Below are 21,311 nucleotides of genomic sequence, written 5' to 3'. Positions count from 1 at the left end.
TCCATGGCTGAACAGACTTTGACGGGCCGCAGCGCCGTGGTCACGGGCGGGGCCAGCGGGATCGGCGAGGCCTGCGCCCGGGCACTGGCCGAGCGCGGCGCCAAGGTCACCGTGGCGGACCTGGACGGCGCGGCCGCCGAGCGCGTGGCCCAGGAGATCGGCGGCGTCCCGTGGCAGGTGGACCTCAGCGACACCCGGGCGCTGGAGACCGCGACCGTGGATACGGACATTCTGGTCAACAACGCCGGCATCCAGCGGATCAACCCGATCGAGGAGTTCGCGCCGGAGGACTTCCGGCTGATGCTGCGCCTGATGCTGGAGTCCCCGTTCCTGCTGATCCGTGCGGCGCTGCCGGGCATGTACCAGCGCGGCTTCGGCCGGATCATCAACATCTCCTCGGTGCACGGGCTGCGGGCGTCGGCCTACAAGTCGGCATACGTCTCGGCCAAGCACGGGCTGGAAGGCCTGTCCAAGGTCACCGCGCTGGAGGGTGGGGCGCACGGCGTCACCAGCAACTGCATCAACCCCGGCTACGTCAAGACGCCGCTGGTGGAGAAGCAGATTGCCGACCAGGCCCGACTGCACCAGTTGCCGGAAGAAGAGGTGGTGGCCCAGGTGATGCTCACCGAGAGCGCGGTCAAACGCCTGACCGAACCGCACGAAGTGGCCTCGCTGGCCTGCTGGCTGGCCAGCGCCGACGCCGGCATGGTCACCGGGGCGTCCTACACGATGGACGGCGGGTGGTCCAGCCGATGAGCGCTCAACCGGCAACCCTGCCCTACACCACGCTGGACGTCCCGGTCCGCGGCGGCACCCTGCGCACCGGTGTCTGGGGGCCGCAGCACCCGGAGGCGCCGACGGTGCTGGCCGTGCACGGTGTGACGGCGTCGCACCGCACCTGGGGCCTGTTGGCGCAGGAACTCGACGGCGTGCGGCTGATCGCCCCGGACCTACGCGGCCGGGGCCGCAGCAACCAGCTGCCCGGCCCGTTCGGCATGGCGGCGCACGCCGACGACCTCGCAGAGGTGCTGGCCGCCCACCAGGTGCGCAGCGCCGTCGTCGTCGGCCATTCAATGGGCGCGTTCGCCTCCGTGGTGCTGGCGCGCCGGCACCCTGAGCTGGTGCAGTCGCTGGTGCTGGTGGACGGCGGGCTGCCGCTGCAGGTGCCCGCCGGGCTCAGCGACGACGAGGTCATCCAGTCCGTGCTGGGACCGGCGGCGGAACGGCTGGCGGCGACCTTCCCCAGCCGGGAAGCGTACCGCGACTTCTGGCGCGTGCACCCGGCCTTCGCCGACCACTGGAACGCGCTGGTGGAGGACTACGTTGACTACGACCTGGCCGGCGAACCGCCGCTGCTGCGGCCGTCCACCAACTACGAGGCGATGGCCCGCGACACCGCGGACCTGAACGGCGGGGCGGCCCTGATGGACGCGCTGGAATCGCTGGCGGTGCCGGCCGTGCTGCTGCGGGCGCCGCGTGGTTTGCTGAACGAAGGCGCGGGTCTGTACACCCCCGGCTACGTGCAGCAGTGGGCCGGCCGGCTGCCGGACCTGCAGGTCCGCGACGTGCCCGGAACGAACCACTACACGATCGTGATGGACAGCCCGGGCGCCGCCGCGGTGGCCGGTGCCGTGCGGCAGGCGGTGGGCGAGCAGGTGAAACGACACACCCGGGACCCTGCAGGCTAAACGCAAGACTGCGTGCCTATAGTCGAGAGGCTGAGGTTTCTTCCCCCAAGCACAGGCCCTCGTCCTCGGCACTGAGGCACAAAGTAGTCATGATTCGATTCGATAACGTCACGAAGATCTACGATCAGAACTCGCGTCCTGCCCTGGACAGGATCAGCCTGGAGATTGACCGCGGGGACTTCGCGTTCTTGGTCGGCTCCTCCGGCTCCGGAAAATCAACGTTCATCCGGCTGGTTCTGAAAGAAGACCGTGCCACCCGCGGCGCCGTATACGTCGCCGGCCAGAATGTGGCCAACATTCCCAGTTGGCGCGTGCCCAAACTGCGCCGCGGCATCGGCGTCGTGTTCCAGGACTTCCGGCTGCTGCCCAACAAAACGGTTTTCGCGAACGTGGCCTTCGCCATGCAGGTGATCGGCCGCAGCCGCGCGGTGATCCGCGAGACGGTGCCCGAGGTGCTCAAGACCGTGGGCCTGGAAGGCAAAGACCACCGCATGCCGCACGAACTCTCCGGCGGCGAGCAGCAGCGCGTTGCCATCGCGCGGGCCGTGGTGAATAAGCCCGGGATCCTGCTGGCCGACGAACCCACCGGCAACCTGGACCCGACCACGTCGATGGGCATCATGAAGGTGCTGGACCGGATCAACCAAAACGGCACCACGGTGGTGATGGCCACGCACGACGACGTGATCGTCAACGAAATGCGCAAGCGCGTGATCGAACTGCGCGACGGCGTTCTGGTCCGTGACCAGGCCGAAGGCATCTACCTCGGCGAGCCGGAGGAGGCCAAATGAGACTGGCTTTTATCCTCGGCGAGATCGGGTCCGGCCTGCGCCGGAATCTGTCCATGGTGGTCTCCGTGGTGCTGGTGACGTTCATTTCGCTCACCTTCGTGGGCGCGGCGGGCATGCTGCAGATGCAGATCAACCAGATGAAGGGCTACTGGTACGACAAGGTCCAGGTGGCCGTCTTCCTGTGTGTTGATACCTCGACGGCGGCCAGTTGCGCGTCCGGCCCGGTCACGGATGAACAGCGTGCCGAAATCGAGGCCACGCTGACCAGCCCGGCGGTGGAGCAGTACGTGGACACCTACCTGTACGAATCGCAGGAGGACGCGCTGGGCCACTTCCGCGACCAGTTCGCGAATTCGCCGATTGTTGATTCGGTGACCGCGGACCAGCTGCCGGAGTCCTTCCGGATCTCGCTGGTGGATCCGCAGAAGTACGAGGTCATCAACGAAATCTTCTCCTCGCTGCCCGGCGTGGAGGTGGTGGTGGACCAGCGGGAGATCCTGGAAAAGGTCTTCAACGTCATGAACATTGCCTCGCTCGTGGCTGTGGGCATCGCCGTGATCATGATTGTCTGCGCCATCCTGCTGATCGCCACCACCATCCGGCTTTCGGCGTTCAGCCGCCGCCGGGAAACCGGCATCATGCGCCTGGTGGGCGCCTCGAAGGCAGTGATCCAGCTGCCGTTCGTGCTGGAAGGCGTGATCGCCGCCGTGGTCGGTGCCCTGCTGGCCTCGGTCACGCTGTGGGCCGTGGCGCACTTCTTCATCGGCGACTGGCTGGCCAGCCAGTACCCGGATACTGCGTTTATTTCCTCCAACACCATGCTGGTCATCGGCCCCGCGCTGGTGCTCTTGGGGGCTGTCCTGGCAGGAATATCGTCCCTGCTGACCCTGCGCCGCTACCTGAAGGTTTAGAATCGTGAAACGTGAGCAGAACTTGACAATGGGGAGCCAGGCTGTGAGCCGTTCGACGCCGCGGAAGAAATGTCTTCCGCAGGGGATACTGAGTGCAGCCATGGCGGCTCTGCTCGCCTTCTCGCTGGGCTCTGCCGGGCCGGCCCAGGCCGATGACCTCGACGACCGCAAGGCGGCGCTGGAACAGGAAATCGAAGAGATCGAGCACTCCCTGGAGTTCCTCGACGCGGACATCGTCGAGACGGTCAAGGAGCTCAAGCAGTACCAGAGCCGGCTGCCCGGGGCACAGCAGAAGCTGACCGAGGCCGAGGGGCGGGTGGACGCAGCTGCCAACAAGGTGGCAGCCCTGGCCCAGCGTGTGGACCTGGCCCTGCAGACCAAGGACAAGATCAACCAGCAACTGGCCAGCGACGCCGAGGAGCTCAAAGAGACCAAGAAGGTCATCGGCCAGATCGCCACCCAGGCCTACAAGCAGGGCGGTGTGCCGTCCAACCTGTCGCTGTTCTTCGGGTCCGACGGCGATGCCAGCCTGGCCAGCACCATCGACCTGGCCGACCAGGCGCTGCGCAGCCAGAACGCCGCGCTGAACAAGCTGTCCCAGCAGAACGCCACCAATGTGAACTCCCAGGCGCGGCTGGAGGCCGTGGAAGAGGAGATCCGGGGCCTGAAGGCACAGGCCGAGGAAGCGCTGGCGGCGGAACAGACCGCCCGCGACGAGGCGGCGGCCGAGAAACAAAAGGTCGACCAGCTGATTGCCGAGACCTCGGCACTGTCGGACAGCCTGCAGGCGCGCAAGCCGGAGATCGAGCAGGAACTGGCCAAGACCGAACAGGCCCAGCAGCAAGTGCTATCGCAGATCAAGGAGCGGCAGGAACGGCTGCGCCGCGAGGCTGAGGAGAAGGCCCGGCGTGAGGCCGAAGAGCAGCGCAAGGCCCAGGAAGCCTGGGAGCGCGAACAGGCCCGGATCAAGGCAGCCCAGCAGGCGGCGCGGAACAACGGCCAGCCGGTGCCGCAGATCATTCCCAAGGTCAAGCCGCCCAAGCAGGTCAGCTCGTCGCCGTCGTCCTTCGGTTTGATCGCGCCGACCAGCGGGATCATCACCTCCGGGTTCGGCTGGCGGTCCACCCCGCCCGGCACCATCGACTTTTTCGGCACCGGCGGCTACCTGCACAGCGGGATCGATTACGGACCCGGCTGCAACGCGCCCGTCTACGCACCCGCCGCCGGCGTGGTGGTGCGGGCGGACGGCTCGGTGTGGGGCGGCGGCAACAGCGTCACGATGAGCCACGGCGTGGTCGGCGGCAACGCCCTGGACACGAACTACTACCACCTGAACAAGTACGTGGTGTACGCCGGCCAGAGCGTCTCCCGCGGCCAGCTGATCGGCTACGTGGGCAGCACCGGAAACTCCACCGGCTGCCACCTGCACTTCGAAACCGTTGTCAACGGCGATTTCGTGAATCCGATGGGCCTGCTCTAAAGCTGCGCAGCGGCGGGTGCAGCGGGCGCTGCGGGACGAAACGCTCCGGCGCCGTTATAATGGAACGTTCCGACGACGAAGGAGTTACCCCGTGCCCAGAGAAAGTGGCCGAAAGGTAGTGGCCACCAATCGAAAGGCCCGGCACGACTACCACATCATGGATACCTACGAGGCCGGGATGGCCTTGATGGGGACCGAGGTGAAGTCCCTGCGCGAGGGCCGGGCTTCGCTGGTGGATGGCTTTGCCATCTTCTACAACGATGAGCTGTACCTGGAGTCCGTCTACATTCCCGAGTACCTCAACGGCAGCTGGACGAACCACGCCGCCCGGCGCCGGCGGAAGCTGTTGCTGCACCGGGCCGAGCTGGAGAAGATCGCCCGCCAGACCCGGGAATCCGGCTACACCATTGTGCCGCTGCAGCTGTACTTCAATGACGGCCTGGCCAAAGTAGAGATCGGCGTTGGCCGCGGTAAGAAGGACTACGACAAGCGGCAGACGCTGCGCGAGAAGCAGGACAACCGCGAGGCCCTGCGCGCCATGCGGGAAAAGAACCGGGGGGCCTGATCCCGTGACTCTCCGGGGCGGCTGCCTGGCCGCTCCGGCACCGTGATCTCGGGCACCGTCAGCCGGCCGTGATCGACCGGCTCACCAAATCCAGCCATGATGGCAGTCCGCCGCTGGCCAGCGCCAGCCGCTGGCGCTGCGCGCCGTTGCCCTCCAACCGCAGCCGTGCGCACTGCTCATGCACCCAACCTCGGTCCCCGTGGTGTTCCAGAGCGTCGTCGATGTGCCGGAGCAACAGCTCCAAAACATCGAACGCGGGCCAGAGGCTGGCTGAGTCCAGGTGCACCAGCTTGTCCGAGAGCCCGTACCGCGCGGCCTGCCAGAGCGCCACATCCAGATGCTCGGGGAAGTGGTTGGCAGCGGGGTTGCCGGCGACGGCGTCGGCCTGTTCGGTAGCGACAAGCGCCCGGACCAGCCCGGCCAGCAGCACGCTGTCGTCGGCCGTGAGCTGGCTGTCGGAGGCCCGGACCTCGATGGTGGGGAACTGGTCCGACAGCCGCGCGAGCCAGGAGATGTGTCCCGGGTCCGGTGCCACACCGGAGGCATATAGCTTCCGCACGCGGACCCGGTAGTCGTGCAGGTCGGCAAAAAACGGTGGACAGCCCTGGATTTGCCAGCGGCGGTACAGGATGGTCCGCCAGCTGGCGAAGCCGCTGTCCGCATGGTGCCAGAACGGCGAGTTGGCCGCGACCGCAGTCAGCAGGGGCAGCCAGGGCCGCAGCCGATTAAGGACCTGCAGCCGGACCTCCGGGTCGGGCACCTCAACGTGGATGTGCATGCCGGTGACGTACTGATCCGCGACAAGTGCCGGCGCGCGTTCGGCAATACCGCGGTATCGGGGAGAGTCCGTCACGGACGCCGGCCGCAGATCGGCGTCGAAAATCACGCCGATTCCGGCCGCGGCCGCCCCTGTAGCGATCGCACTGGTGGCCAAATCGCGGCGGAAGTCCAGCAAGGCCTCGGCAGCCTCCGCCAGCGTGCGGCATACCGGTGTGGCGGTCTCCACCTGGCAGTCGAGCAGCTCGGTGCTGACCCAGTCCGGGTTGGTGTCCAGGCGCAGGGCCGCCCGTACTGCCGGCCCGGTGGGCACCGGCTGCGCTGATCGGGGATCCATCAACAGAAATTCTTCCTCGACGCCGAACGTCGCCGAGATGGACACCGGTCCCGACGGCGTGCCCTCCGCTGCGCGCACGACCATGGTTCGAGAGTAATCTCGCCCGCGCATGCTGGCTAGAACGGGACGGGAATAGGCAGCTGTACGGATGGGTTACACTGGATGATCCGGACAGGTAACTGGCCGGCACAGCTGGTTATTTTGATAACTACATACGGGGATGACAGGTTTCGACGATGTTAGTCGCGCCAGGGGAAGCGGGCCGAGGATGCAGAGTTATCTCGGAAACGCTCTCTGCAAACCAATAAGTGCCGAATCTAAGCGCACTGACTTCGCACTCGCTGCCTAAGTAGCGTTGCAAGTCCGTCAGCCCGGGGATGCTCTCGCCCCGGATGCTGGCGTCATTAAGAGAGCCACTGCTGGATACCTCCGCCGTTGGGGTATTCGGAACATTTAGACGGCTGGGCCCGGGTCAGCCACCTGTTTGCAGGATGGTTGGGGCCAAGAAAACCCGAAGCAAACTGCGCCCGGAGAAGTCCTGGCAACACAACATCGGACGGGGGTTCAATTCCCCCCATCTCCACTGATCAAGCCCCGGTTTCCGGGGCTTTTTCTTTGCCTGCCCCGGACCGAAGAGCCCGGCCCCGGTGCTCAGGAGCCGGGCAGCGCCACGTCGACGATCCCGATGAACCTGGTGCCGATCCCGTCGTACTCGCTGCGGACCCATCCCGCCGGCAGTTCCGGCAGCTCCCCGGGATCGTGGTGCTGGCAGTAGACATAGGTGAACTCCGGCCACCATTTCTTCGGCCGGGCGGCCTCCGTTTGGCCGCAGATGATGCATTCCAACGTTGTCCAGACAGGCCGCTTGCCGGTTCGGTTGGCACGCGACTGGGCCAGCCAGGCCGGCGGGTTCTCGTCCATCGCGGCAAGCTCCTCCTGCGATATGCGGGCAGGGATGCCGTGGCGTTTCGCCATCTCCGGTGGGATATCGAGGTATTGGGCTGCTTCGCGTCTGGTGATCATCACCTACAACCATGGACCGGGACCCCGACTGCCGCAACTTTGAGCCCAGTGGCCGGAGTGCATTGCCAGGCGACTGACTGTGGGGCTGGCTGCGCCGCGTGGGCGGTGGCTGAAGGGCGCAGGGCGCAACCGGGCTGGTGCCGTCCAGGCTTTCGCCGGCAGAAAGGCGTTCTCAAGGATTGGACTCAGGTTATTTTCAGGATGAATCCTTTAGCTGCGTTGACAACGCCGGACAGGATGGGAAGCTGATCAGGAAGGTGTTTCGGCAGTGGGTTGGGGTGCGCATCAAGATGCCTGGGGGGCACAAAAATGAATGCAATAGAACACATCTGGGAAGTCCGATTGCTAGGGGGATGGCAGATTCGCCGCGGGACGATTCCCGTCAAAGTAACCATTCGACAGCAGCGACTCATCGCCGTTTTGGCCTTGTACGGCAGTGCGCCACGAACGTTTCTGGCCGGGCTTCTCTGGCCTGACAGTCCCGACCGGCAGGCAACGGGGAGCCTGCGGGAGACCATCTGGATGATCTCCCATCAGCTGCCTGGCTTGCTGGTGGAAAGCAGGGATCCGCTGGCGCTCGCTCCGGACGTGGTGGTGGATGTTCATGAAATCAGCCGGCGCGTAGCTGCGCTGGAGGGGGACCGGAGCGCCGGCCTGCCGCCGGCCATGCTCGATCGACTGCGCACCGCCGAGCTGCTGCCCGGATGGTACGAGGACTGGGTCATGGCAGAGCAGGAGCGGTGGAAGCAGCTGAGGCTCTCGGCGCTGGAACGTCTCGCCAGCCGGTATCTGGAGCGCGGCGAGACCGATCAGGCCAACGATGCGGCCGGATTCGCCATCGCCATTGAGCCACTGCGCGAAAGCGCCCAGCGGCTGTTGCTGGAGACACATATTGCCGATGGCAACTATGCCCAGGCCTTGCGGGCGTTCGAAGTCTTCAAGTCCCGGCTCTGGAGGGAATTCGGCGTGGAGCCCTCGGCCAAGATCACGAAGATCATGGCGCCCTTGCTGACGTAGCCGGGTTCGGCGCCGCGGCCTACGGCTCGGCGGTCAGCGACGTTGCGTAGAGATCCATCAGCGCCGGCAGACCACCGGTCTCCATGGCTTTCCGCTGCCGTTCGGCTCCGGTTCCCGTGGCGAAAAGCCGTTCTATGCTGGCATCCACCCAGGCCGAATCGCCCTCATCCTCCAAGGCGGGCCGGATGTAGCGCAGCAGCATGCCCACCACGTCCCGTGCCGGCAGCAGCAGGCCCGACTCCGGGTCCACTAGCCGGTCGGACAGGCCCTGACGTCCGGCCTGCCACACGGCGGCATCCAGCAACTCGGGCTCCGGCTGCAGGAAAGTGCGCGAGGCAGCTTCATCGGCCAGCACCGTGGTGATCAGGCCCCGGATGACTGCCGCGATCAACACGGCGTCCTGGGCCTCGAGCTGCACATCTGCCGCCCGAACCTCCAACGTGGGGTAGCGGTCGGAGAGCCGGGCCAGCCACGTGAGGACACCCCGGTCAATGATGACGCCGGAGTCCACCAAGCGCTGGATGCGGCGCTCGTAGTCGGCGGCGTCGCGGAAGACCGGAGCGCAGCCCTGGACCGGCCACCGGCGGTAGTGCACAATCCGCCAACTGCCGAAGCCGCTGTCGCGGTCCAGCCAGTACGGCGAGTTGGCGCTGAGCGCCACCACCGCCGGCATCCACGGTCGGATCCGGTTCAAGGCCTGCACTCCGGCTTCCTTGTCCGGGACGGATACATGGACGTGCTGGCCGTTGACGAACTGGTCGGCCACAATGCCCTTCGCACTGGCCTTGAGTTGGTGGTAGCGCTGGTTGTCCGTGACTTCCGGGTAATCGTCCTGGATCCGCGGTGCGGTGCCGGTGGCAGCGGCCCGCACGCCGGTCTTCCGGGCGGCTGCATCCAGTTCCCGGCGGAAGTTCAGCAGTGACTCCTCGGCTTCGGTCAGCGTGGCGCAGACCGCGGTTGCGGTTTCAATCTGGCAAGTGAGCAGCTCCCGCTGGATGTCCCCGCGGGCAACATGCAGCGATCCTTCAAGGTTTTCGGCGACCTTGTCGGCCATCGGGACGGGCATCCCGGTGGTTGGATCCAGCAGCAGGTATTCTTCCTCAATTCCCAGAGTTGCCATGGGACACCTTTCTTCTGCCGACGTCGGACAATGCCGAGCCTAACCGATAGGCAGCCGCTTATGTGCGTGGCCCGGACCGCCTGAGCCCGGACAATACCCAATCGGCGGGGTGTTAGGGGACGCTCGGAAGGGGTCCTGAACCCCGCCCCGTCCAGCGCAAGGCTCGCGGGCGGCGTCGTACTCAGGAGGCGAGCAGGCAGCCCGGGTGCGGATCGCTGTGCACCCACAGCGCCGCGGCCGCCTGGTCGCCCAGGTCAAGCTCGCGGGCGGATCCGCTGGGGCCAAAACGCACCACCAAGGCACCGCCGAAGGGTCGCCGGCCGACAACCTCCACGCGGTCGTCGAGCCTGATCTGCTCCGAGCTGAAGAAGCGCAGCAGATCGGCGTCGGCGTCGCTGATCCGGGTGATGCGGCCGGTGTGCCCGCCGTCGAGTTCCTCCAATTGCACGGCATGAGGCACATGCACTGTGCCGTCCGCGGAAGGAATCGGGTCGCCGTGCGGATCGCGCTGCGGATCGCCCAGCTTGGCCGCCATCCGGTTAATGAAGGTGTCGGAGACGGTGTGTTCGAGCAGTTCGGCCTCGTCGTGGACCTCGTCCCAGGCATAGCCAAGTTCCTGGACCAGGAAGGTCTCCAGGACCCGGTGCCGCCGGACCATGGTCAGAGCCAGTCGGCGGCCGGCACTGGTCAGTTCAATGGCGCTGTACGGCCGGTGGTCCACCAGTTGCAGGTCCACCAGCTTGCGCACCATCTCTGAGACCGACGAGTTGGCCACGCCCAGGCGCACGGCCAGCTGGGAGGACGTGATGGGCTTGTCCTGCCACTCGGTGAAGGCATAGATGACCTTGACGTAGTCCTGCACACTGGACGAGCCGCTGCTGAGCGCGGATTTCCTGGCCGGTGGCATTGCGGTTTCACCCTCTCTCTGTACGTCCTCAAAGGACTGCAGACTTACAGCGTGGCGCTGCTGGTATCCGGCTGTAAGGCGTCGCTCCGCCGGGCAGACCGGCGGCGTACCAACTGCCAGATTACCCCGGTTCGGGGCGCGGACAGGTAGACCACCAGGAAGACCAGCGCCTGCGCAAGGACCACGGCCGCGCCGGTCGCGACGTCCAGATAGTAGCTGGCATAAATGCCGGCGATCGAGGCCGCGGCGGTGACAGAGGCGGCGATGACCAGCATCGCGTCAAACCGTCGGGTCAGCAGGAAGGCCGTGGCACCCGGAGTAATCAGCATGGCCACCACCAGCACGATGCCCACCGCCTGCAGGCCGACGACGACAGTCAGCGCCAGCAGCCCGAGCAGCAGCACCGACAACCATCGGGTGTTCAGCCCGATGGCATGGGCGTGGACGCGGTCAAAGGCGAACAGGGTGAGATCGCGCCGCTTGAACAGCAGCACGCACAGCGTCACGGCACCCAAGCCGAGCACCTGCAGCAGCTCACCGTCGCTGACGCCCAGAACGTTGCCGAACAGGATGTGCTGCAGGTCGGTTTGGCTGGGGGTTTTGGAGATGATGGCCAGGCCTGCCGCGAAGAACGCGGTGAACACCACGCCGATGACGGTGTCGCCCTTCAGCCGGGTGGAGGAGCGCACACCGCCGATCAGCGCCACCGCGGCCGCGCCGAAGATAAACGCGCCGAGCGAGAACGGGACGCCGACGATGTAGGCCAACGCGACGCCGGGCAGCACTGCGTGGGAGACCGCATCGCCCATCAGCGACCAGCCCATCAAGATCAGCCAGCAGGACAACACCGCGGAGACGATGGAGGCTGCCAGAGTGACCAGCAGGGCTCGGGTCAGGAAACCGTACTGCAGCGGTTCCAGCAGCCAGTTAAGCAAGTCCACGGCGGGCTCCTTCCGCGGGGCCGACCAGCGCGGAGCCGAAGGCCAGGGCCAGGTTGTCATTGGTCAGCACTTCCGCCGGCGATCCGTGCGCCAGTACCTTCTGGTGCAGCAGGATCGCCTCGTCGCACAGCTGCGGAATGCCGGCCAGATCGTGCGTGGAGATCAGGATCGTCTTGCCCTCCTGGCGCAGCTCCTTCAGCAGCGAGATCAGGCCTGCTTCGGAGGCCTTGTCCACGCCGGCGAAGGGCTCGTCGAGCAGCAGCAGCCCGGCGTCCTGCGCGATGCCGCGGGCCACAAAAGCGCGTTTCCGCTGGCCGCCCGACAGCTCGCCGATCTGCCGTTGCTGCAGGTGGCTCAGTCCGGTCCGTTCCAGCGCCGCTTCCACGGCTTCGCGGTCCCCGCGGTGCGGCCGGCGCATCGGGCCCAGCCGGCCGTAGCGGCCCATCATCACCACATCCCGCACCGACACCGGGAAGGTCCAATCGACATCTTCGGACTGTGGAACGTAGCTGACCAGGTTCAACTTCCGTGCCTGCCGGGGCGGGAGACCGAACAGTTCCACGGTGCCGGAGGTGGGATGCGCCAGACCCATCAGCGACTTGAACAGCGTGGACTTGCCGGAGCCGTTGACGCCGATCAGCCCGCAGATGGTCCCCAGGGCCACCGTTGCGCTGACGTCATCCAGCGCGACGACGTCGTTATAGGCCACATGCAGGCTGGCCACCGAGATAGCGGGGGACCCGGCCGGAATGACGTGTGTGCTCACGGCGCCAGTCCTTCCTTGATCAGGGAGATGTCGTGCTTGATCAGCTCCAGGTGGGTGGGCACCGGTCCATTGGGGCCGGAGAGCGAGTCTACGTACAGCGGCGTGACGAACCGGGCGCCCGTGGCTTTCGCCACCTGGCGCATCGATTCCGGGTTGACGGTCGATTCGCAGAACACCGTCGGGACCCGGTGTTCGCGGACCTGTCCGATGACTTCTTTGATCTGCCGGGGCGTTCCCTCGGCGTCCGAGTTCACCGGCCAGAGGTAGGCCTCGTGCAGCCCGGCGTCGCGGGCCAGGTAGGAGAAGGCCCCCTCGCAGCTGACCAGGGCGGGAACGGCCGCCGGGTGGGCGAAGGCAGCCTTCAGGCCGTCCATCAGCTTGTCCAGTTCCCCGCGGTAGGCCGCGCCGTTGCGCCGGAAATCATCGGCGTGCTCGGGCGCCAGGTCGCTGAAGGCACGCACGATGTTGTCCACGTAGATTTTGGCGGCTTCCGGCGACATCCAGGCGTGCGGATTGGGGCGGCCCTCAAAGTTTCCGGCAGTGATATTCACCGGCTCCACACCCTCGCTGAGGACCACATGCGGGGCCGGGACGGCGTTCAGGAACCGCGCGAACCAGCGTTCCAGCCCCAGCCCGTTGTCCAGGATCAGGTCGGCATGCTGCGCTTTGATCAAGTCCGACGGCGTGGGCTGGTAGCCGTGGATTTCCGCGCCGATCTTGGTGATGGAGATGACCTCCACGTGTCCGCCGCCAATCTTGTTGGCCATGTCCGCCAACACGGTGAACGTGGTCAGGACCAGCGGCCGGTCGTCGGCCGAGGCCGCGGTTGGTGCGGGAGCAGGGGCGCAGCCGGCCACCGCCAGCATGGCGGCAACGGCCAGCAGGCATACCTTCACCCAATATTTCGGCATGCCTAAATTTTGCCGGACGGCTGGCCTCATGACAAGCCGCGGCATGTCTGTGACGGCGCCCGTGGGGACGCCCGGGGCGGCGTCCCGGAGCTCAGGCTGCCCGCGCCCGCCAGCTGTGGGTCAGGTAGGGCAGCCCGATCGGCGCCCCGGGGGAGTGGCCCAGATGGTCGTGGAGGTACCAGTCCAGGTTGGCCAGCACTTTGCTCCGGGTTGCCTCGTTGGCGCGCAGGTAATAGCTGCGGGTCTTGGCCAGCTCCATCACATCGAGCGTGCTGAGCGGGTCCTGCCAGTGGGTATCGTGCCCTTCCAGCCCGCTGAACTCCGGTCCGATGCGGGGACGGAAATCCGGTTTTAGCACATCGCCGGCGTGCATGATGCGGGTGAGCCGGTGCACCCACGGCACGCCGGTGTCCAACTGGTTCCAGACCAATCCCAAGACGCCGCCGGGCTTGAGGATGCGGGCGGCCTCGGTACTGGCCCGGAGCGGGTCCGTCCAGTGCCAGGCTTGGGCCACGGTGACAACATCCATGCTGGCATCGGCGATCCCGGTCTGCTCCGCGGTACCCACCACGGTGGCCACGCCGGGCAGGTTGCGCTGCAGCTGGGCGAGCATGTCAGCAGACGGGTCCACCGCAAGCACCTGCAGTCCCCGCGCGGCCAACGCAGCCGTGTACTTCCCGGTGCCGGCACCCAGATCAGCGGCGGTGCGGGCGTGGGCCGGCAGCAGCCAGTCCACCGCCTCGTCCGGGTACCCGGGACGGATGCGGTCGTAGTGTTCGCCGCCCTGCTGGAAGGTGTCGCCGTAGGCCCGGCGCCGATCATCGTCCATCCGGGGGCCGCCGTGTGCCACGTGTGCTCCTTGTACAGCGGCCGGTTACCGGCCCTCGCCGCCGGCGTCGGTGCTGCCGGCTGCTTCGTCGTCGTACGCCGCGGTGGCCGATCCGGCCGGTCGCTGGCCGCGCAGTTCGGGGTTCAGGCGGTGCAGCGCGGTCTGATGCAGCAGGCCGTTGGTGGCCAGCGCATTGCCGCCGAACGGGCCGTCTTCGCCCTCCAGCGAGCTGAACCTGCCGCCGGCTTCGGTCACGATCGGCACCAAAGCGGCCATGTCGTAGAGATTCAGCTCCGGTTCGCAGGCAATGTCCACGGCGCCTTCGGCCACCAGGCAGTAGGACCAGAAGTCGCCGAACGCGCGGGTGCGCCAGACCGATTCGGTCAGCTCGAGGAAGTCGTCCAGGTTTCCGCGTTCCTTCCAGCCGCTCAGGCTGGAATAGGACATCGACGCATCCTCCAGCCGGTCCACGGCGGAAACCTGCAGCCGGGTGGCAGCGGCCAGCGAACGCCCGGTGTAGGCGCCGGTTCCCTTGGCCGCCCACCACCGCTTGCCCAGTGCCGGCGCACTGACCAGGCCCACCACCGGCTGCCCCTCGTCCACCAGTGCGATCAGGGTGGCCCAGACGGGTACGCCGCGGACAAAGTTCTTGGTGCCGTCAATCGGGTCGATGATCCACCGGCGGGTGCCGTGTCCGCTGCTGCCGAACTCTTCGCCCAGCACCGCATCCCGCGGCCGGGACCGGGACAGCTGCCCGCGGATGGCTTCTTCGGCGGCGCGGTCGGCGTCGGTGACCGGAGTGAGGTCCGGCTTGGTCTCCACCTTCAGGTCAAGGGCCTTGAACCGGGCCATGGTCTGCGCATCCACGGAGTCGGCCATCACGTGGGCCAGGCGCAGATCGTCGTTGTAGGTTTGCGGAGCGTGGGTCATAGGTTTCAACCTATCGGTAAGTGCAGTGCGGACGCGGGAGGCAGCGCCCGCAACCGGGCAGCGAACCTAGACCGTGCCGAGCTCTTTGGCCTCCGGCCGTTCCTCGGCGCCCAACAAACGGCGCAGCGACGCCAGCCGGACCGCCCCGGCGTCGCCGGCACCGCCGTCAGCCACATAGGCGTCCAGACCGCAGTCGATGGCAGACGCGTCGTGCTTGCAGCCGCGCGCGCAGTCGGCAGTACCAGGCTCCAGATCCGGGAAGGCCGACAGGATGCGGTCGGGATCCACGTGGGCCAATCCGAAGGAGCGGATGCCGGGAGTGTCGATGATCCAGGTGCCGGCCGGCGCGTCCAGGACTTTCAGCGCCAACGCCGACGACGACGTGTGCCGGCCGCGCCCGGTGACGGCGTTGACCCCGCCGGTGGCACGCTGGGCGCCGGTCAGCGCATTGACCATGGTGGATTTGCCGACGCCCGAATGACCCAGGGTGACGGTGACCTTCCCGTCGAGGTAACCGCGCAGCTCTGCCACAGCCTCGGTATCCAGCCGGGCGGACAGGCCCTCGTCGGAGAGCGTATCCACGCCGGCAGCGTCCACGTCCGCTGTGCGGCTGACGATCACCGGCAGGTCCAGATGGGTGTAGTTGGACAACAGCTCGGCGGGATCCTTCAGGTCCGCTTTGGTCACGCACAGCAGCGGGCTGATCCCGGCGTCGTACGCCGCCACCAGCGCCCGGTCGATGAACCCGGTCCGGGGTTCGGGATTGGCCGCGGCCACCACAATGACCAGCTGATCCGCATTCGCCACCACCACGCGCTCCACCGGGTCGGTATCATCCGCGCTGCGCCGCAGCAGCGTCCGGCGTTCCTCCACCCGGACCAGCCGGGCCAGGCTGTCCGGTTCGCCGGAAACGTCGCCCACCAGGGCCACGAAATCTCCGGCCACCACCGGTGTGCGGCGCAACTCCCGGGCGCGGGCCGCGACGACGGTGCGCTCGTCCGGTGTGTCTTCAGCGACGACGGCGGTGTAGCGGCCACGGTCGACGGTCACGATCCGGCCGAGCTCGGCGTCTTCGTGGGCGGGACGGTCCTTGGTGCGCGGCCGCGTGCCGCGCTTGTTGGGGCGGATGCGCACATCCGACTCGTCCCAGCTTCCAGTACTACGCGCCACCGTCAGCCCTCGGTGGGTGCCGGTGCGGCAGAGTACATTTCCTGCCAGAGCTGCGGGAACTCGGGCATGGTCTTCGCCGTCGTCCCGATATCCTCCACCTCCACGCCGCGCACAGCCAGGCCGATGATGGCGCCGGCCGTAGCCATGCGGTGGTCTTCGTAGGAGTGGAACAACCCACCGTGCAGCGGCCGGGGCCGGATCAGCAGCCCGTCGGCCGTCTCTTCGGCGTCGCCGCCCAGTCGGTTGATTTCCGCCACCAAGGCAGCCAAGCGGTCGGTTTCGTGCCCGCGCAGGTGGGCAATGCCGCTCAGCCGGGACTCGCCGTCGGCCAGCGCGCACAGGGCCGCCGCGGTGGGAGCCAGTTCGCTGGTATCGGCAAGGTCGGCGCCGGTGATCTTTTCGCCGCCGACTACGGTCAGCGTCCCGTCTTCCAGTGTGACCGTGGCGCCGAGCCGGGGCAGGATGTCCCGCCAGGCGTCGCCCACCTGGGTGGTGGAAGCCGGCCAATTCGGCACCCTGATCCGGCCGCGGGTGGCCAACGCGGCGGCCAGGAATGGGCCGGCGTTGGAGAGGTCTTGCTCGATCCGGGTATCGAAGGCGCGGATCGGACCGGGGGAGACCACCCAGTGGTTCGGGCGGGAGTCGTCCACGCTCACGCCGAGGTCGCGCAGCAACCGGACCGTCATGGCGATGTGGTCCAGGCTCGGCACGCGCTCGCCGACGTGCTCCAGATGCAGGCCGTCGCGGAAGCGCGGAGCCACCAGCAGCAGGGCAGAGACGAATTGTGAGGACGCGCTGGCATCGATCGCCAGATGACTGCCGGGCACGCTGCCGGTGCCGGTGATGCGGAAGGGGAGGCTGCCGCGTCCGCCGTCGTCCACTTCCACACCCAGTTGGCGCAGGGCATCGATGGTGGGGGACATCGGCCGGCGCCGTGCAGCCGCGTCGCCGTCGAACTCCAACTCTCCCGTGCACAGTGCTGCCAGCGGCGGCACGAAGCGCATGACGGTGCCGGCCAGACCGCAGTCGATACCGGCACTCCCCAGTGGGTGCGCCGGATCAATCGGCTCCACCAGCAGGTCGGGGCCGAACCGGCCGTCTCCCACCGTCTCGGTAATCCGGGCACCCAAGGACCGAAGGGCTGCCACCATCAGGAAGGTGTCACGTGAATGCAGCGGGGCGCGCAGCCGGGACGGGCCGTCGGCCAACGCCGCGAGCACCAGATACCGGTTGGTCAGGGATTTGGAAGCAGGGATCTGGACCGTTGCGTCGATCGGTTTCTCTGCATAGGGAGCCGGCCAGCTCTGGGCAACCATGGGCATTTCGTTCAGGATCCCACCACGTCCGCGGTGGCTTCCCGCACTGTGCGCTCTGCCTTCTTCAGTTGCTTGCGGGCGTCTTTGCCCATCGACGCGGCATTGCGGCGCGCACCCCTGCTGATCGAGCGGACGTTGCGCCGGGCGTCGGCCGCCAGATGCTCGGCACGCCAGACCAGGCCCGGCTTGCCGGCGGTGTCGACTGCGGCCAGCATGACCGCTCCGGCCAGCGACAGGTTCTTCAGGAGCCGGTTGCGGCGGTCTCGTCTGGCTTCCGGAGTGGTGGAATCGGCGGCCCGGTATTCGACCAGGGTGTTAACCGCGGTGGTGCCGGCCAGCAGCGCCGCTGCCAGGCGGGAGAACTTGCCCATGCCCAGCAGGACGCCTGCGCCGACCTGGGCTGCGCCGATGACGCGTGCAATCGTCTTCTCTTGCCCCGCCAACGCTCCTGCCGCGGGAAAGACGGATTCTGTCTGCTGAACCAGCGGCCGCAAGGAGGCAGCTGTTTCCTCTGCGTGGCGCAGGCGGTCGATGCCGGTGGCTACAAAGCTGGTGGCCAGCAGGGGACGGGCGGCAAGGCGGACGATTGACATGGAAGCCTCCTGGGCGTCGGCGTGCGTCGAAGGATCTGTGCCCTTCCCATTGGCCGGACCGCGGGAAGGCGGCACTGGACACTAGTCTGGCACTTTTGTTGGCACCGCACACCTTGCCTGAGGGTTTGTCCATCAGCGGAAGGGAATAGCCGTCCCGCATCGAGCGTTACGCATCAGAGGAACAACCGGTGCATTGTCTCCGGTCCACCATGTGTCGGAACGAAGGGAAAACCTGTGACTACAGCGCTTGCCGAGCCGGCCCCCGCGGGGTCGGTAGACGGCGCGGCACCGGCCCAGGGGGTCGTGAAGCTCAGCGTAGACTGGGAGCCAATGACGACTGACAATTCGGACGCCGCCACAAACCGCAGCAGCCCAGAAACAACGGGGCAGCCGGACGAGGTTGACGTCCAGACGGAAACTGCCGAAGAGCGCCGCGCCCGCTTTGAGCGCGACGCCATGCAGTATGTGGACCAGCTGTACTCGGCCGCGATGCGGATGGCACGCAATCCCAGCGATGCCGAGGACTTGGTGCAGGAGGCCTACACCAAGGCGTTCTCGGCTTTTCACCAGTACAAACCCGGGACCAACCTCAAGGCCTGGCTGTACCGGATCCTGACGAACACTTACATCAACCTCTACCGGAAGCGCCAGCGCGAACCGCAACAGTCCAATACGGACCAGGTAGAGGACTGGCAGATGTTCCAGGCGGCCTCCCACACTTCCTCGGGACTGCGGTCTGCGGAAGCGGAGGCCTTGGACCACCTGCCGGATTCTGATGTGAAGAACGCCCTCCAGGCCATCCCGGAGGAATTCCGGTTGGCCGTTTACTTCTCTGATGTAGAGGGCTTCGCGTACAAGGAAATATCGGAAATCATGAACACCCCCATTGGTACCGTGATGTCCCGCCTGCACCGGGGACGCAAGCTGTTGCGCGAACTGCTTGCTGACTACGCGCACGAACGCGGCATGGGCAGTACCAAGGACAGGAAAAACGCCGCGGCGGCGGTGGGGACACAACAGGAGAACGTCAAATGAGCGACTGCCACGGACTGGGCGACTGCGAAGACGACCGGATGCAACGGATTTACGAGTACGTTGACGGCGCACTCTCCCGCGACGACCTCGCGGAGATCAAGGCGCATCTGGACAGTTGCCAAGAGTGCGCCGAAGAACACAATCTGGAATGCCTGATCCGCTCGGTGGTGAAGCGCTCCTGCCAGGAAGCCGCACCGCAGACCCTCAAGGAGCGCATCTTGGACAAGATCGGCCACATCAGGGAATCCGACACCGTTTAGCTTGATCGGCCGGCCGGACTCCCCGGCGCTGCCGGCCCGCAGCAACAACGGAAGAACCCCCGCCGCCCACATGGGCGCGGGGGTTCTTTCGTCAGCAGCATCAGCCGCGCGGGCTGGTGCCCAACCGCTTAGGTGTTGGGGCGCTTGCTGTGGTTTGCGCCGCCGCGCTTACGGTCACGGCGCTTGCGTGCACGCTTGCTCATAGCTGCCTCCTTTGCTGGATGTAAAAGAACTGCGCACCAGTCTTTCACATGCCCGCGCCTGCTCCTAACTGACGGAGCTCCCCGCAGAGCGAACTGCGCATGGAAGTCAGCGCAAGGCCGCGGTGATGGACGCTTTGGCTTGGTCCAGCACCGTCCGTATGGTCTGCACGGCAACTTCGTCGACTGATCCGGTGGCGCTGCGCCGGCGCAGGCGCACCCGGACATCGTCGCGGAAGTCATTGAGTAGGTGCTCCAGCTCCTTCACCGTACGGACCCCGGCAGCATCCGCCGCCCGCGGAGAATTCCTGGCCGTGCTGCGGGCGGCCTCGGCCGAGGCCGCGAGATCGGCGCGCAGTCCTTTCATGGAGCTGCGCAGTTCGTCCCGCAGCCCGTCGGCCAGTCGCCGCACGGAGGCGGAGATATCAGCTTCGACGTCGGCCAGCTCGCCCTGTCGGGCGGCCAGTTCCCGCCGTCCGGCATCGGTGATGCTGTAGACCGTGCGCCGTCCGTCCGAGACGGTGGCAACCAGTCCTTCCTCCTCAAGTTTCGCCAGCCGGGGATAAACGGTGCCCGCGCTGGGGGAGTAGGTGCCGCCAAACCGGTCGCTGAGGGCACGGATGATGTCATAACCATGCTTGTCTCCTTCTGCCACCAGGGCGAGCAGGTAGAGCCGAAGGGCACCGTGGGCGAATACCGGAGGCATCAGTTCACCTGGCTTCCGGCCGTGTCCCGGTGGAAAACCGCCAAGGTGCCCGAGACGGTACTGGACCGGACGGTGAGCCCGCGGCCTTCGGGGCCTATCCGGGTCTTCACTTTCTCCGAGAAGCCGAAGAACTTTTGGTCGTTGACGGTGATGCTGCCCGTGGCCGAGGAAGCCGCCACATCCACGCCATAGTGTTCGGGCACCCGAACGGTGACGTTGCCGGATACGGAATTGACGGCCAGATCCTGGGGTGCGCCCTGCAGGTCAAAGCTCAGGTCGCCGCTGACCGTGCTGGCCCGGATGTGGCCCAGGTCGCCGGACGCCGTGACCTCGCCGGAGACACTCTTCACCGCCAGGGTGCCGCTGTGGTGTCGAACAATGATTTCTCCGCTGACGGTATTGACCGTGAGCACGCCGGAGGTCTGGTCAGCCATCATGGAGCCGGACACCGTATTCAAGTCCACGTTGGCAGCGGTGCCACTGACCAGGCCGTCCCCGCTGACGGTGGACGCCTTGACCGCGACGTCCCGGGGCAGGGCGATGCTGATCACGGCCTCCTCCCGGTAGCCGGAGACCGCCAGATTGACCTGCCGCGCCAAGAACCCCCAAGCGCCCTCGCCGCCCTTGTGGTGGCTGATCTCCAGCACGCCGCCGCGCAGGGTCATTTCCAGCGGTGCGCCGATGACCTCGGATACCTCCACCCTGACGGCCGGCTCATCGTGCACGATAATGTCCAGCCGCCCCTTGACGATGGAGGCTTTGAGCGCGCGAACCTCGTCAACCTCGATGGTCTGTGGACCGCCGATGCTCCACGTATCGTTCATGACTTGTCCTGCCTGTAGTGATACACCGCTCCCGACGCGATATATCTCGTTATGGGAGACACGATATATCGCGATTTGGCCGCTGGCAAGGGGTGTGCCGTGCGGGGCAGCAGGTCCAGTAACAGGAGCAGTAGGGGTCAGCGACAGGAGCAGACACAGAACGGCGGAACCGGAGCAGTGCCGGTCCCGCCGTCTGGGAACTGTAAGGAGTTGC

The 21,311-nt window shown here is 66.6% G+C and carries 23 protein-coding genes and 1 other RNA gene; 10 read left to right on the top strand and 14 right to left on the bottom strand.

The annotated features are described in order from the left end of the window. The first annotated feature begins 3 nt into the window (after nt 1-3). From E4J89_RS02885 to smpB, 6 genes are all read left to right on the top strand, one after another. On the top strand, nt 4-756 hold the full coding sequence (locus tag E4J89_RS02885; protein ID WP_136784621.1) for a 3-hydroxybutyrate dehydrogenase: 753 nt from the start codon (nt 4-6) through the stop codon (nt 754-756). Then, complete coding sequence (locus E4J89_RS02880; RefSeq protein ID WP_136784620.1) at nt 753-1,688, top strand: alpha/beta hydrolase; 936 nt, start codon at nt 753-755, stop codon at nt 1,686-1,688. Before E4J89_RS02885 ends, E4J89_RS02880 begins: the two co-directional genes overlap by 4 nt. A gap of 89 nt (nt 1,689-1,777) precedes the next feature. Further along, entirely contained in the window at nt 1,778-2,479 is a 702-nt protein-coding gene (gene ftsE, locus E4J89_RS02875; RefSeq protein ID WP_136784619.1) for a cell division ATP-binding protein FtsE, read from the top strand. Further along, nucleotides 2,476-3,390, top strand: a complete 915-nt coding sequence (gene ftsX / locus E4J89_RS02870) for a permease-like cell division protein FtsX (RefSeq protein WP_127511402.1) — start codon at nt 2,476-2,478, stop codon at nt 3,388-3,390. Before ftsE ends, ftsX begins: the two co-directional genes overlap by 4 nt. A gap of 100 nt (nt 3,391-3,490) precedes the next feature. After that, on the top strand, nt 3,491-4,870 hold the full coding sequence (locus E4J89_RS02865) for a M23 family metallopeptidase (protein ID WP_240691664.1): 1,380 nt from the start codon (nt 3,491-3,493) through the stop codon (nt 4,868-4,870). Nucleotides 4,871-4,961: 91 nt separating this feature from the next. Beyond that, nucleotides 4,962-5,435: an SsrA-binding protein SmpB gene (smpB, locus tag E4J89_RS02860; RefSeq protein WP_127511404.1), complete on the top strand. Its 474-nt coding sequence runs from the start codon at nt 4,962-4,964 to the stop codon at nt 5,433-5,435. Between the two features lie 58 nt (nt 5,436-5,493). On the opposite strand, the gene E4J89_RS02855 is transcribed toward smpB, so the two are convergent. Then, the gene (locus E4J89_RS02855) at nt 5,494-6,633 is read right to left on the bottom strand and encodes a glutamate--cysteine ligase (protein WP_136784618.1); all 1,140 of its coding nucleotides are present in this window, start codon (nt 6,631-6,633) and stop codon (nt 5,494-5,496) included. Between the two features lie 132 nt (nt 6,634-6,765). Here E4J89_RS02855 and ssrA point away from each other — a divergent pair. Further along, nucleotides 6,766-7,135: a transfer-messenger RNA gene (gene ssrA, locus E4J89_RS02850) on the top strand. A 65-nt stretch (nt 7,136-7,200) separates the two neighbouring features. On the opposite strand, the gene E4J89_RS02845 is transcribed toward ssrA, so the two are convergent. After that, nucleotides 7,201-7,572: a hypothetical protein gene (locus tag E4J89_RS02845; protein WP_136784617.1), complete on the bottom strand. Its 372-nt coding sequence runs from the start codon at nt 7,570-7,572 to the stop codon at nt 7,201-7,203. 522 nt (nt 7,573-8,094) lie between these two features. On the opposite strand from E4J89_RS02845, the gene E4J89_RS02840 reads away from it, so the two are divergent. Next, nucleotides 8,095-8,589 (top strand): bacterial transcriptional activator domain-containing protein, encoded by a 495-nt coding sequence (locus E4J89_RS02840; RefSeq protein ID WP_169303909.1) that lies wholly within the window; start codon nt 8,095-8,097, stop codon nt 8,587-8,589. A gap of 19 nt (nt 8,590-8,608) precedes the next feature. Here the strand turns inward: E4J89_RS02840 and E4J89_RS02835 are convergent, their stop codons facing one another. From E4J89_RS02835 to E4J89_RS02790, 10 genes are all read right to left on the bottom strand, one after another. Continuing rightward, nucleotides 8,609-9,709: a glutamate--cysteine ligase gene (locus E4J89_RS02835; RefSeq protein WP_136784615.1), complete on the bottom strand. Its 1,101-nt coding sequence runs from the start codon at nt 9,707-9,709 to the stop codon at nt 8,609-8,611. 181 nt (nt 9,710-9,890) lie between these two features. Then, on the bottom strand, nt 9,891-10,616 hold the full coding sequence (locus E4J89_RS02830; protein ID WP_136784614.1) for a metal-dependent transcriptional regulator: 726 nt from the start codon (nt 10,614-10,616) through the stop codon (nt 9,891-9,893). Nucleotides 10,617-10,660: 44 nt separating this feature from the next. After that, complete coding sequence (locus tag E4J89_RS02825; RefSeq protein WP_205754387.1) at nt 10,661-11,557, bottom strand: metal ABC transporter permease; 897 nt, start codon at nt 11,555-11,557, stop codon at nt 10,661-10,663. Next, nucleotides 11,544-12,323 (bottom strand): metal ABC transporter ATP-binding protein, encoded by a 780-nt coding sequence (locus tag E4J89_RS02820; RefSeq protein WP_205754386.1) that lies wholly within the window; start codon nt 12,321-12,323, stop codon nt 11,544-11,546. Before E4J89_RS02820 ends, E4J89_RS02825 begins: the two co-directional genes overlap by 14 nt. Next, nucleotides 12,320-13,234 (bottom strand): metal ABC transporter substrate-binding protein, encoded by a 915-nt coding sequence (locus tag E4J89_RS02815; protein ID WP_205754385.1) that lies wholly within the window; start codon nt 13,232-13,234, stop codon nt 12,320-12,322. Before E4J89_RS02815 ends, E4J89_RS02820 begins: the two co-directional genes overlap by 4 nt. Before the next feature lie 91 nt (nt 13,235-13,325). Next, complete coding sequence (locus tag E4J89_RS02810) at nt 13,326-14,084, bottom strand: class I SAM-dependent methyltransferase (protein WP_136784611.1); 759 nt, start codon at nt 14,082-14,084, stop codon at nt 13,326-13,328. A 24-nt stretch (nt 14,085-14,108) separates the two neighbouring features. Continuing rightward, entirely contained in the window at nt 14,109-14,993 is an 885-nt protein-coding gene (gene hisN, locus E4J89_RS02805) for a histidinol-phosphatase (RefSeq protein WP_240691663.1), read from the bottom strand. A 66-nt stretch (nt 14,994-15,059) separates the two neighbouring features. Further along, nucleotides 15,060-16,163: a ribosome small subunit-dependent GTPase A gene (gene rsgA / locus E4J89_RS02800; protein ID WP_136784610.1), complete on the bottom strand. Its 1,104-nt coding sequence runs from the start codon at nt 16,161-16,163 to the stop codon at nt 15,060-15,062. A gap of 2 nt (nt 16,164-16,165) precedes the next feature. Beyond that, entirely contained in the window at nt 16,166-17,479 is a 1,314-nt protein-coding gene (gene aroA / locus E4J89_RS02795; protein WP_240691662.1) for a 3-phosphoshikimate 1-carboxyvinyltransferase, read from the bottom strand. A gap of 11 nt (nt 17,480-17,490) precedes the next feature. Further along, nucleotides 17,491-18,072: a DoxX family protein gene (locus E4J89_RS02790; RefSeq protein WP_136784608.1), complete on the bottom strand. Its 582-nt coding sequence runs from the start codon at nt 18,070-18,072 to the stop codon at nt 17,491-17,493. A 330-nt stretch (nt 18,073-18,402) separates the two neighbouring features. Between E4J89_RS02790 and E4J89_RS02785 the strand changes: the two genes are divergently transcribed. After that, the gene (locus E4J89_RS02785) at nt 18,403-19,107 is read left to right on the top strand and encodes a sigma-70 family RNA polymerase sigma factor (RefSeq protein WP_136784607.1); all 705 of its coding nucleotides are present in this window, start codon (nt 18,403-18,405) and stop codon (nt 19,105-19,107) included. Beyond that, complete coding sequence (gene rsrA / locus E4J89_RS02780; RefSeq protein WP_136784606.1) at nt 19,104-19,367, top strand: mycothiol system anti-sigma-R factor; 264 nt, start codon at nt 19,104-19,106, stop codon at nt 19,365-19,367. The genes E4J89_RS02785 and rsrA overlap by 4 nt, the downstream gene beginning before the upstream one ends. Nucleotides 19,368-19,676: 309 nt before the next feature. Here the strand turns inward: rsrA and E4J89_RS02775 are convergent, their stop codons facing one another. Together E4J89_RS02775 and E4J89_RS02770 are read right to left on the bottom strand one after the other, a co-directional pair. Beyond that, a complete protein-coding gene (locus E4J89_RS02775) occupies nt 19,677-20,273 on the bottom strand; it encodes a PadR family transcriptional regulator (protein WP_136784605.1) in 597 nt (198 codons plus the stop codon). Continuing rightward, nucleotides 20,273-21,097 (bottom strand): DUF4097 family beta strand repeat-containing protein, encoded by an 825-nt coding sequence (locus E4J89_RS02770; RefSeq protein ID WP_136784604.1) that lies wholly within the window; start codon nt 21,095-21,097, stop codon nt 20,273-20,275. Before E4J89_RS02770 ends, E4J89_RS02775 begins: the two co-directional genes overlap by 1 nt. Nucleotides 21,098-21,311: the final 214 nt, after the last annotated feature.

It is taken from the genome of Arthrobacter sp. CAU 1506 (genome assembly GCF_005047635.1).
GTDB lineage: Bacteria > Actinomycetota > Actinomycetes > Actinomycetales > Micrococcaceae > Crystallibacter.
Note: the sequence above shows the minus strand (reverse complement) of the source record. Positions and strands in the feature narration are given on the sequence as shown.